This is a genomic window from Burkholderia sp. KBS0801, from assembly GCF_005937855.2.
Classification (GTDB): domain Bacteria; phylum Pseudomonadota; class Gammaproteobacteria; order Burkholderiales; family Burkholderiaceae; genus Burkholderia; species Burkholderia ambifaria.
In genome coordinates this window covers 2,069,898-2,081,595 of record NZ_CP042177.1, presented here as the reverse complement: position 1 = coordinate 2,081,595, position 11,698 = coordinate 2,069,898, and the positions used below count along the sequence as shown (strand labels likewise).

The 11,698-nt window shown below is 67.6% G+C and carries 7 protein-coding genes and 2 tRNA genes; 5 read left to right on the top strand and 4 right to left on the bottom strand.

What is annotated here, in order from left to right; genetic code table 11:
• Window positions 1–196: 196 nt before the first annotated feature.
• The 4 genes from lon (at window position 197) to FFI87_RS09820 (ending at window position 5,315) form a co-directional block, all read left to right on the top strand.
• On the top strand, window positions 197–2,620 hold the full coding sequence (lon, locus tag FFI87_RS09840) for an endopeptidase La (protein WP_011657161.1): 2,424 nt from the start codon (window positions 197–199) through the stop codon (window positions 2,618–2,620).
• Between the two features lie 217 nt (window positions 2,621–2,837).
• Window positions 2,838–2,913, top strand: a tRNA-Val gene (locus tag FFI87_RS09835).
• A gap of 23 nt (window positions 2,914–2,936) precedes the next feature.
• Window positions 2,937–3,013: transfer RNA gene (locus FFI87_RS09830), tRNA-Asp, on the top strand.
• A gap of 367 nt (window positions 3,014–3,380) precedes the next feature.
• A complete protein-coding gene (locus FFI87_RS09820) occupies window positions 3,381–5,315 on the top strand; it encodes a SurA N-terminal domain-containing protein (RefSeq protein WP_138847555.1) in 1,935 nt (644 codons plus the stop codon).
• 91 nt (window positions 5,316–5,406) lie between these two features.
• Here the strand turns inward: FFI87_RS09820 and FFI87_RS09815 are convergent, their stop codons facing one another.
• A complete protein-coding gene (locus tag FFI87_RS09815) occupies window positions 5,407–6,084 on the bottom strand; it encodes an arylesterase (RefSeq protein ID WP_041489821.1) in 678 nt (225 codons plus the stop codon).
• Here FFI87_RS09815 and FFI87_RS09810 point away from each other — a divergent pair.
• The gene (locus FFI87_RS09810; RefSeq protein WP_138847556.1) at window positions 6,083–6,784 is read left to right on the top strand and encodes an ABC transporter ATP-binding protein; all 702 of its coding nucleotides are present in this window, start codon (window positions 6,083–6,085) and stop codon (window positions 6,782–6,784) included. The two genes, FFI87_RS09815 and FFI87_RS09810, sit on opposite strands and share 2 nt — an antisense overlap.
• Before the next feature lie 75 nt (window positions 6,785–6,859).
• On the opposite strand, the gene pgi is transcribed toward FFI87_RS09810, so the two are convergent.
• The 3 genes from pgi to FFI87_RS09795 form a co-directional block, all read right to left on the bottom strand.
• Window positions 6,860–8,482, bottom strand: a complete 1,623-nt coding sequence (gene pgi / locus FFI87_RS09805) for a glucose-6-phosphate isomerase (RefSeq protein WP_138847557.1) — start codon at window positions 8,480–8,482, stop codon at window positions 6,860–6,862.
• Between the two features lie 111 nt (window positions 8,483–8,593).
• Window positions 8,594–10,138, bottom strand: a complete 1,545-nt coding sequence (locus tag FFI87_RS09800) for an NAD(P)H-hydrate dehydratase (protein WP_138847558.1) — start codon at window positions 10,136–10,138, stop codon at window positions 8,594–8,596.
• A gap of 53 nt (window positions 10,139–10,191) precedes the next feature.
• Window positions 10,192–11,496: an FAD-dependent oxidoreductase gene (locus FFI87_RS09795; protein WP_138847559.1), complete on the bottom strand. Its 1,305-nt coding sequence runs from the start codon at window positions 11,494–11,496 to the stop codon at window positions 10,192–10,194.
• Window positions 11,497–11,698 lie beyond the last annotated feature (202 nt).

Below are 11,698 nucleotides of genomic sequence, written 5' to 3'. Positions count from 1 at the left end.
CGGCTTGCCGACGATGTTCTGCGAAAAAGGCCGTTCATGAGTCCGTGGGCGGCTTTTTTTCGTTTATCTTGTGGGTAACTCTGACTCGACACGCGGTGGTTACTTTCTTACCGAATATTTCCCGCACTTGAAGGCTTGCAATTCGTTGTGGCGGCCTCAATTACCGAACAATTGATTCCACTCATGGGGAAATGAAATGTCAGGCACCCAACTTCTCCCGCCGGAACGCATCACGCTCCCGCTGCTGCCGCTGCGGGACGTCGTCGTTTTCCCGCACATGGTGATTCCGCTCTTCGTGGGCCGGCCGAAATCGATCAAGGCCCTCGAAGCAGCGATGGAAGGCGGCAAGCACATCATGCTCGTCGCCCAGAAAACCGCGGCCAAGGACGAACCGACCGAAAAGGACATGTACGAGGTCGGTTGTATCGCCAACATCCTGCAGATGCTGAAGCTGCCGGACGGCACCGTGAAGGTGCTCGTCGAGGGCCTGCAGCGCGCGAAGGCGTTGTCGATCGAAGAACAGGAGACGCAGTTCTCCTGCGACGTGATGCCGCTCGAGCCCGATCACGCCGACAGCGCGGAAACGGAAGCGCTGCGCCGCGCGATCGTGTCGCAGTTCGACCAGTACGTGAAGCTGAACAAGAAGATCCCGCCGGAGATTCTCACGTCGCTGTCGGGCATCGACGAAGCCGGGCGCCTCGCGGACATGATCGCCGAGCGTCTGCCGCTGAAGCTCGACCAGAAGCAGCACATCCTCGAGATGTTCCCGGTCATCGAGCGCCTCGAGCACCTGCTCGCGCAGCTCGAAGCCGAGATCGACATCCTGCAGGTCGAAAAGCGCATCCGCGGGCGCGTGAAGCGCCAGATGGAAAAGAGCCAGCGCGAGTACTACCTGAACGAACAGGTCAAGGCGATCCAGAAGGAACTGGGCGAAGGCGAGGAAGGTGCGGATCTCGAGGAGCTCGAGAAGCGCATCAACGCCGCGCGCATGCCGAAGGAAGCGAAGAAGAAGGCCGACGCCGAGCTCAAGAAGCTGAAGCTGATGTCGCCGATGTCGGCGGAAGCGACCGTCGTGCGCAACTACATCGACACGCTGATCGGCCTGCCGTGGCGCAAGAAGAGCAAGGTCAACAACGATCTGTCGAACGCCGAACAGGTGCTCGACGAGGATCACTTCGGCCTGGAGAAGGTGAAGGAACGCATTCTCGAGTACCTCGCGGTGCAACAGCGCGTGGACAAGGTCAAGGCGCCGATCCTGTGCCTCGTCGGGCCCCCGGGCGTCGGCAAGACCTCGCTCGGCCAGTCGATCGCGCGTGCGACGAACCGCAAGTTCGTCCGGATGGCGCTCGGCGGCGTGCGTGACGAAGCCGAGATCCGCGGTCACCGCCGGACGTACATCGGCTCGATGCCGGGCAAGATCCTGCAAAGCCTCGCGAAGGTCGGCGTGCGCAATCCGCTTTTCCTGCTCGACGAAGTCGACAAGATGGGCATGGATTTCCGCGGCGATCCGTCGTCGGCGCTGCTCGAAGTGCTCGATCCGGAACAGAACCACACGTTCGCCGATCACTACATCGAAGTCGACTTCGACCTGTCGGACGTGATGTTCGTCGCGACGTCGAACTCGCTGAACATCCCGCCGCCGCTGCTCGACCGGATGGAAGTGATCCGTCTGTCGGGCTACACGGAAGACGAGAAGGTCAGCATCGCGCAGCGTTACCTGCTGCCGAAGCAGAAGAAGAACAACGGGCTGAAGGACGGCGAGGTCGACGTCACCGAACAGGCGATCCGCGACATCATCCGCTACTACACGCGCGAAGCCGGTGTGCGTTCGCTCGAGCGGGAAGTGTCGAAGATCTGCCGCAAGGTCGTGAAGATGCTGCTGCTGAAGAAGGCATCGGGCGCGATCAAGGTCGATGGCGAGAACCTCGATACGTTCCTCGGCGTGCGCAAGTACGACTTCGGTCTCGCGGCGAAGGAAAACCAGGTCGGTCAGGTGACGGGCCTCGCGTGGACGGAAGTCGGCGGCGATCTGCTGACGATCGAAGCCGCGGTGATGCCGGGCAAGGGCAACGTGATTCGCACGGGTTCGCTCGGCGACGTGATGAAGGAGTCGGTCGAGGCTGCGCGTTCGGTCGTGCGCTCGCGTTCGCGGCGTCTGGGCATCAAGGACGAAGCGTTCGAGAAGCAGGACATCCACATCCACGTGCCGGAAGGCGCGACGCCGAAGGACGGTCCGTCGGCGGGCGGTGCGATGACGACCGCGCTGGTGTCGGTGCTGACGGGCATTCCCGTGCGTGCCGATGTCGCGATGACGGGCGAGATCACGCTGCGTGGCGAAGTGCTGCCGATCGGCGGGCTGAAGGAAAAGCTGCTGGCTGCGCATCGCGGCGGCATCAAGCTGGTGCTGATTCCGGAAGAGAACGTGAAGGATCTCGCGGACATTCCGGACAACGTGAAGAACGCGATCGAGATCGTGCCGGTCCGCTGGATCGACAAGGTGCTCGAGCTCGCGCTCGAACGTACGCCGACCCCGCTGCCGCCGGAAGAAGAGGCGAAGGCTGCGGCACCGGTTGGCGACGCGGCGAAGGATGCCGGCTCGACGGAAGTCGTCAAGCACTGAGAAACTGAACACCGCCACTGACGGTTGTTCACGAAACCCGCGGCGTGTCCGCGGGTTTTTTTTATGCGCGTCGACATCGCGTGCGTGAGCGTTGAACGATGCGCATTGAAAAAAATTCACGTGCGGGCTTGGCAAAATGATCGGGGATGAATTAAACTTGCGGGCTCGCTGGTTGTTGATGCCGAAACGCAGATCGCAGCCAGAACGAATCGGAAACGGGTGCTTAGCTCAGCTGGTAGAGCGGCGCCCTTACAAGGCGTAGGTCGGGGGTTCGAACCCCTCAGCACCCACCAGTTTCCCGATTCAGCCAGACCAAGGAGCGGTAGTTCAGTCGGTTAGAATACCGGCCTGTCACGCCGGGGGTCGCGGGTTCGAGTCCCGTCCGCTCCGCCAGAAAATGAAGAAGCCCGCCTTGTGCGGGCTTTTTCATTTGCGTTTCCGTTCGCGCCCGCTTGCGGGCGCGTGACTGCGGAGTGGAGGAAGCCGCCTGCGCGGCTTCCGGCGGGACTCGAAGGGCTGCGCGTGCACGCGCAGCCGCGGCCTGCGGGATGTAGGCGAGTCCCGTCCGCTCCGCCAGAAAATGAAGAAGCCCGCCTTGTGCGGGCTTTTTCATTTGCGTTTTCCGTTGGTGCCCGCTTGCGGGCACGTGACTGCGGAGTGGAGGAAGCCGCCTGCGCCCGGTTCGTTACGCACCTGCTTTTCTCCCGTGCCATCCCGTATGTTGTAATATCGGACGTTTTGTCCAATTTTCCCGTCACGCATGCTCGATTTCTTCCGTAATCACCAGCGCCTGATGATGGCGCTCCTGCTCCTTATCGTGTTGCCGGGGCTGGGTTTCGTCGGGATCCAAGGTTTCCGCGGCTTCTTCGACGACAGCGCGAACGTCGCTGCGGTCAACGGGCACAAGATCACGCGGGTCGAATTCGACGGCGCGTTCCGCCAGCAGATCGATCAGGCGCGCCAGGCGCTCGGTGGGCAGTTCGACATCAAGGCATTCGACACGCCGGAACACCGCAAGCAGGTGCTCGACGGCCTGATCCAGCAACGCGTGCTGGCCGACGAGACGCAACGCCTGCACCTGACCGCATCCGACAACGCCGTGCGCGACGCGCTGATGAGCGACCCGATGATCGCGTCGCTGAAGAAGCCCGACGGTTCGATCGACGTCGAGCGCTATGCGCAGCTGCTGTCGTTCCAGGGGATGACGCCCGAGCAGTACCAGGAGCGCGTGCGCTACAGCCTCGCGCTGCAGCAGATTCCGGCCAGCATCGTGGCGAGCGCATTCACGCCGAAGGGCCCGGCGCAACGCCTGTCCGAGCTGGCCGCGCAGCAGCGCGAAGTGCAGGCGCTCGTGCTGAAGACGAGCGACTACGCGGCGAAGGTGCAGCCGACCGACGCGCAGCTCACCGCGTACTATGACGCGCACAAGCAGAGCTTCGCGACGCCGGAAACCGCGACGATCCAGTATCTCGTCTATTCGCCGGCCGCGGCCGCCGCGAGCGCCCAGCCGACCGATGCGGACATCAAGAAGTTCTACGACGACAACCCGACGCACTTCCGCTCGGAAGCGCAGGTGCGCGTGAGCCACATCTTCATCGCCGCGGCGAGCGACGCGAGCGCCGCCGACAAGGCAGCCGCGAAGACGAAGGCCGAGCAGCTGCTCGCCGACGTGAAGGCGCATCCGGACCAGTTCGCGCAGATCGCGCAGAAGAATTCGCAGGATGCACCGTCGGCAGCGAAGGGCGGCGATCTCGGCTTCATCACGCGCGGCTCGACGGCGGGCGGCAAGGCGTTCGACGATGCCGCATTCGCGCTGAAGCAGGGCGACGTGAGCGGTGTCGTGCAGTCGGATCTCGGCTTCCACATCCTGAAGGCGACGGAAGTGAAGCCGTCGGTGGTCAAGCCGTTCGCCGACGTGAAGGATCAGATCGCGGTGCAGCTGAAGCAGCAGTATGCAGCGAAGGCGTTCACGGACAACGCGGAAGGCTTCACGTCGACCGTGTATGAAAAGGCGAAGACGCTGCAGCCGGCCGCCGACAAGTACAAGCTGACGATCCAGACGGCCACCGTCATGCCGACGCCGAACCCGCAGCTGCCGCCGACGAGCCCGCTGAACAATCCGAAGTTCCTCGCTGCCGTGTTCGCGAGCGACTCGGTGAAGAGCCGGAACAACACGCAGGCGATCGACGTGGGCAACAACACGCTGATCTCGGCGCGCGTGACCGACTACAAGCCGGCTGCCGTGCCGGCGCTCGACACGATCAAGGACGCGGTGCGTCAGAAGGTCGTCGCGGAGCAAGCCACGGAACTCGCGAAGAAGGACGGTGCGGCGAAGCTGGCCGAGCTGCAGAAGTCGAAATCGGCCGATGGCTTCACGCCCGTGCAGAAGGTGTCGCGCATGCAATCGCAAGGCCTGACGCCGGCGGCGCTGAGCGCCGTCTACAAGGTCGATGCGAAGACGCTGCCGGCCTACGTCGGGGTCGATCTCGGTGCGGACGGCTACGCGATCTATCGCGTGAACGCGGTGATCCCGGGCACGGCCGTCGATCCGCAGCAGCTCGCGGCCGCGCAGCAGCAGATGGCGCAGGTCGAAGCGCAAAGCGAAGGCGAAGCGTATCTCGCCGCGCTGCGCGACCGCTCGAAGGTGAAGCTGTACGGCACCACGCCGAGCCAGTCGCAGGACAGCGGCAACTGAGCGTAGCGCCGTTCACGGTTTCGTACGCAACAATAGAAAGCCCCGCTTCGAGCGGGGCTTTCTTTTTTTCAGGCCGGGGCGAATCGCCAGGTCAGCCGCGCGGTTTGCCGAGCAGCGGTTTCAGCGCGGGCCAGACGTTGTCGAGCAGGATGCCCTGCGCCTGCTGCGTGGGATGCATCTGGTCCGACTGGAACATTTCCGGCTTGTTCTCGATGCCGGCCAAGAGGAATGGCACGAGCGGTACGCCGAGTTCCTTCGACAGCCGCGTATAGAGCGCATGGAATTTCTGCGTGTAATCGGGCCCGTAGTTGGGCGGCACGTACATGCCGACCAGCACGACTTTCGCACGCGCTTGCCGCGCATCGGCGATGATGTCACGCAGGTTCTGTTCGGTCGTTGCGAGCGGCACGCCGCGCAGCGCGTCGTTCGACCCGAGCTCGACGACGACGATCGACGGCTTGAGCCGTTGCAGCACCGCCGGCAGCCGTGCGCGGCCGCCGCTCGTGGTGTCGCCGCTGATGCTTGCGTTCGCGACGCTATAATCGATTCGCTCGGTCGCGAGCCGTTGCCGCAGCAACGCAACCCAGCCGGTGTCGCGCGGCAGCCCGTATTCGGCCGACAGGCTGTCGCCGAGCACGACGAGCGCGGGCCGGCCCTGGCCCGATGCCGGGGCCGCCGTCGCGGCTCGTGCGGGCACGGTTGCTGCGAGCAGCGTACCCAGCAGCGCTGCGAGCGCCGCGCGTCTCTTCCAGTGGAATGTCGTGTCCATGTTCAAGATTACCGATCCGATCATCGAAGTCCAAGACGTATGCAAGCGGGTCGCCGATGCAACTGGCGAGCTGACGATCCTCGACGGCATCACGCTCAGTGTGCGATCCGGCAGCAGCCTCGCGATCGTCGGTGCGTCGGGGTCCGGCAAATCGACGCTGCTCGGCCTGCTTGCAGGGTTGGACAGCGCGACGAGCGGCACGGTTCGCCTGCTCGGTCGTTCGCTCGACCAGCTCGACGAGGACGAGCGTGCCGCGCTGCGCAATGGCGCCGTCGGATTCGTGTTCCAGTCATTCCAGTTGATGCCGCACCTGACGGCGCTCGAGAACGTGATGCTGCCGCTCGAGCTGAGGGGCGGCATCGGTGCGCGCGACGCGGCCGAGCGGGCCCGCGCGCTGCTCGTGCAGGTCGGTCTCGGCGAGCGCACCGCGCATTATCCGAAGCTGCTGTCCGGTGGCGAACAGCAGCGCGTCGCGCTCGCGCGCGCGTTCGTCACGCACCCGGCGATCCTGTTCGCCGACGAACCCACCGGCAGCCTCGATGCGGCCACGGGCCACGCGGTCATCGACCTGATGTTCGAACTGAATCGCGCGCACGGCGCGACGCTCGTGCTCGTCACGCACGATACCGAACTCGCGCGGCGCTGCGCGACGACGGTCACGATCGACGCCGGACGCATCGTCGCGCCGCAGGCGGCGTAGCGCGGCGCCGAATGCTCGCGCCGGTCGCACACGGTCGATCGCCGGTGCGGCCGGCATGCGCATGACGTGGTCGCGTCAGCGCTTGAGCGCCGCACGCGCGCGCTCGATCAGCGCGGTCGTCGACGAATCGTGCTTCGCGGGATCGATCGACTCGGCCGACAGGTCGGCTTCGACGACCTTGCCGAGAATCTTGCCGAGCTCGACGCCCCACTGGTCGAACGGATTGATGTCCCACACCGTCGCCTGCACCAGCACCTTGTGCTCGTAGAGCGCGATCAGCGCGCCGAGCGTGCGCGGCGTCAGCGCATCCACCAGCAGCGTCGTCGTCGGCCGGTTGCCGGGGAACGTCAGGTGCGGCGCGAGCGCTTCCTTGCCCGGGCCCGCGACCTTGCGCGCTTCGTCGAGCGTGCGGCCGAGCATCAGCGCTTCGCTCTGCGCGAAGCAGTTCGCGAGCAGCTTCGGATGATGGCTCGCGAGCGGATGCTCGGGCGTCAGCACCGCGATGAAGTCGATCGGCACGATCGTCGGGCCCTGGTGCAGCATCTGGAAGAACGCGTGCTGGCCGTTGGTGCCCGGCTCGCCCCACGTGACGGCCGACGTCGGATAGTCGACGAACGTGCCGTCCAGGCGTGCGGACTTGCCGTTGCTTTCCATCTCGAGCTGCTGCAGGTACGACGGCAGGTAGTGCAGCGCCTCCGAATACGGCGCGACGAGATAGCTCTGCGAGCCGAAGAAGTTGCGATACCAGATGCCGATCAGGCCGAGCAGCACCGGCAGGTTGCGCTCGAGCGGCGCCTGGCGGAAATGGCGATCCATGTCGTTCGCGCCGGCGAGCAGTTCGTCGAATTGCTCGGGCCCGATCGCGATCATGATCGACAGGCCGACCGCCGACCACAGCGAATAGCGGCCGCCGACCCAGTCCCACATTTCGAACACGTTGTCCGCGTCGATGCCGAACTTCACGACTTCGGCCGGGTTCGCCGAGACGCCGACGAAGTGTTTCGCGAGGGCAGCCTCGGGGCAGCCGCGCGCGACGAACCAGTCGCGCAGCGAGCGTGCGTTCGTCATCGTCTCGAGCGTCGTGAAGGTCTTCGACACGATGATCGCGAGCGTTTCCTCCGGGTCGACCTGTTCGAGCACGCGCGCGAGATCGGCGCCGTCGACGTTCGACACGAAGTGAGTCGAGATGTCCGGGCTCGCGACGTGATGCAGCGCATGCGTGACCATCTTCGGTCCGAGATCCGAGCCGCCGATGCCGATGTTGATCACGTGGCGGATGCGCTTGCCGGTGTAGCCGGTCCACGCGCCGCTGCGCACGGCGCGCGCGAAGGTCGCCATCTTCGCGCGCTCGGCACTGATCTGCGCATGGAACGGCGCGTGCGGGTCGGTCGCGCGCAATGCCGTGTGCAGCGCGGCGCGGCCTTCGGTCGGGTTGACGATCTCGCCGGCGAACATCGCGTCGCGGCGGGCTTCGACGCCCGCTTCGCGGGCCAGTTGCACGAGCAGGCGCAGCGTGTCGTCGTTGATGCGGTTCTTCGACAAGTCGGCCGCAAGGCCGCCGCCCGGAATCGTGAAGCGTTCGGCACGGGTCGGCGCGCGGTCGTTTTCCGGCGCGAACCAGTCGCGCAGCCGCGCATGGTGGATTTGTTCGAAGTGGGATTGAAGGGCAGTCCAGGCGGGGAGCGAATTCAGCGTCATGGCGGTTCGAGTGAAGCGTGAATCGGGAGGAATGCCGCGCCGGCTCATCGGGATCGGAAGGCCGGCGGACGAGAGGGCCCGCCGTGCGGCGGGGCACTCAGTATAGCGGCGTTATATGTCGGCGCGCGGCGACGGGTAAAAAAGGCGATTGATCAGCGTGCGCACCATCGGCGCGAGTTCGCCCGCGACGAGGCCGGCCGGGCCGTTGCCGTTCGCGGTCAGCGTGTCGGCCGCGAGGCCGTGCAGATACACGCCCGCGAGCGCGGCTTCGTACGGCGCGACGCGCTGCGCGAGCAGCGCGCCGATCAGGCCGCCGAGCACGTCGCCGGTGCCGCCGGTCGCGAGCGCGGCATTGCCGGTCGGGTTGACCGTCAGGCGGCCGTCGGGCGCTGCGATCACCGTGCCCGAACCCTTCAGCACGACGATGCTCGCGTAGCGCGCGGCAAGCGCCTGGGCCGCGGCCAGTCGATCGTGCTGCACCGTCGCGGTATCGCTGCCGAGCAGCCGCGCGGCCTCGAGCGGATGCGGCGTCAGCACGCACGCAAGGCCGCGCGCGCCGCGAGCGGCAACGGCGGTCGCGAGCTCGGCGTGGGTCGCGACGAGGTTCAGCGCGTCGGCGTCGAGCAGCGTCACGGCGTCGTGCGCGAGCACGTCACGCACGAGGGTTGCCGCGGCCTCGCGCGTGCCGAGGCCGCAGCCTGCCGCGATCGCGGACATCGCATCGAGGTCGAGGCCGTCCGCCGGGTGCAGCATCAGCTCCGGAAACGGCGGGTCGTACGGCGGCGCGCCGGCGCCGAGGAAGCCGACATGTACCTTGCCGGCCCCCGCGAACAGCGCGGCACGCGCGGCGAGGATCGGCGCGCCGCACATGCCGGTGTCGCCGCCGAGCACCGCCAGGCTGCCGAACGTGCCCTTGTGCGACGCGAACGCGCGGGCGGGCAGCGCGGCCGCGAACCGGGCCGGCGCATTCAGCACGACGGCCGGCGCGGCGGGCGGTGCGACGTCGAGCGACGCGATGTGAATCTCGCCGGCGAGATCGCGGCCGTCGCCCGTGTAAAGGCCCGGCTTCGCGCCGATGAAGGTGAGCGTATGGGTCGCGGCGACGGCGACGCCCGCGCCGACGATCCGGCCCGTGTCGCTGTCCAGTCCGCTCGGCACGTCGAGCGCGAGCACGCGGCCGCCGTTTCGTGTGTGCGCGGCGATGCGCGTGGCCTGGACGGCGAACGGGCCGTCGAGTGCGCGACCGAGGCCGATGCCGAACAGTCCGTCGACGACCCACGCGTAATCGTCCAGCGACGCGGGCGGTTCGGTCGACAGCGGCACGCCGGCTGCGCGCGCGAGCCCGAGCGCCCATTGCGCATCGTCCGGCTTGACCGCGACCGGCATCCACGCCTGCGTGGCGACGCCGAGCTGCTGCAGCTGCGCGGCGGCCACCAGCGCGTCGCCGCCGTTGTTGCCCGGGCCGACCGCGAACCAGACCGGCCGTTCGTCGCCGGCGACCCGCTCGGACAGCCAGCGCGCGGCGGCCGCGCCCGCGCGGCCCATCAGCGTGTGCGGCGGCAGTTCGGCGGTTGCGGCGGCCTCGGCCGCGCGCAGGTCGGCGACGCGCAGCAGCGCGAGCGGGGCGGAGTCGGGAAGCGGGCGGGTATTCGTCATCGCGGAGTCATGGCGGCGAAGAGGAAGCCGCCCCGGGGGCGAGCCCGCGGCGGTCAGGTCGTGAAGCGCGCGGCGCTCAGCGCGGCGAGCGTGTCGGCCGGCCACTGCTGCGCGGCGCCGCCCACGCAGTCGGTCACCACTTTAGCAGACCCGCACGCGAGGCCCCAGCCGGCCGGGCCGTGGCCGAAATTGACGAACACGCGCGGATGCGGGGTCGGACCGACGACCGGCAGGCCGTCCGGCGACAGCAGTTGCGTGCCTTGCCACGAGAGCGCGGCGGAAATCTTCGCGGCGCCCGGCACCCAGTCGTGGACTGCCTGCCCGAGCAGCGCGAGCGCGGCCTCGGACAACGGCTCGGGAAGCGGCTTCGCGGTGTCGGCGAGGCTCTGCAGCACAGCGCCGCCGCCGATGCGCAACCGCTGGTGGGTGCGCGTGATCGAGATCCGCTTGATCGAATCGACGACGCTCAGATGCGGCGCATGCTCTTCGTACGCGACCGGCGCGGTCAGCGTGTGGGCGCGCACCGGATGCAGCGGCAGCCGCCAGCCGAGCCGCTCCAGCAGCGGCAGGCTGCCGGCGCCGGCGGCGACCACGATCGCATCGGCCGAAATCACGTCGACCTCGTGGGCCTTCGTCGCGTGCCGGCCGCCGGCCGGCGGCGCGAGCTCGACCGCGGCGCGGCCGGTGTCGACGCGAATCGCGGCGACGTCCGCGCCGAAGCGAAACTGCACGCCGTGCTCGTCGAGCGTTTGCTTGACCAGCTTCGCGAACAGCGGGCAGTTGCCGGTGCGCTCGGCCTCGAGCAGCACGCCGCCGGCGAAGCCGGGCTCGGCCGGCACCGACGGCTCGAGTGCCGCGCATTCGTCGGCGGTGAGCACCCGGTACGGCTGGTCGAGCGTGCGCAGCAGGTCGAGCGCCGGCTGCAGCGCGTCCCAGTCGCGCGCGTCGCGCACGACGTGCAGGATCCCCGGTTTCTGCTCGAATTCGAGCTGGAAGCGCGCCTCGATGTCGGCGAGCGACTCGCGCGACGCGTCGATCAGCGGGCGCAGCCGCGCGTACTGCGCGACGAATGCGTCGGGCTCGCGCAGCGCCGCGAGCTGCTTGACGAAGCGGCGCACGCCGCCGTTCAAGCCCGGCTTGTACACGATGCCGGTGTCGCGCGGCTGGCGCTGGTGCATGAAGGTGGGGCCGAACCAGACGTCGAGCGGGCTCGGCAGCAGCGCGCCGCCGTCGCCGTAGGTCGCACCCTGCGCGACGGTCGCGTGGCGCTCGACCACGCACACGCGATGGCCGGCCGCACGCAGCTGGTAGGCGGTGGCGACGCCGCTGAGTCCGCCGCCGATGACGATGACATCCATGGATTGCTTCGATGACGGGCGGCGCGTACGCCGCCCGGTGAGAATTCGCTGACGGGCCCCCGGCCCGGTGAACCGGGAATGATAGCGCCAAAAGCGCGCGAACCGGCGCCACGCGAGCCCATCCGATTCCGCCATCGTGTGGCCGCCGGCTGCCGGGGCCGGGCATGCCGGCCCGGCGGGCGGATGGGCGGGCGGCTCGGCG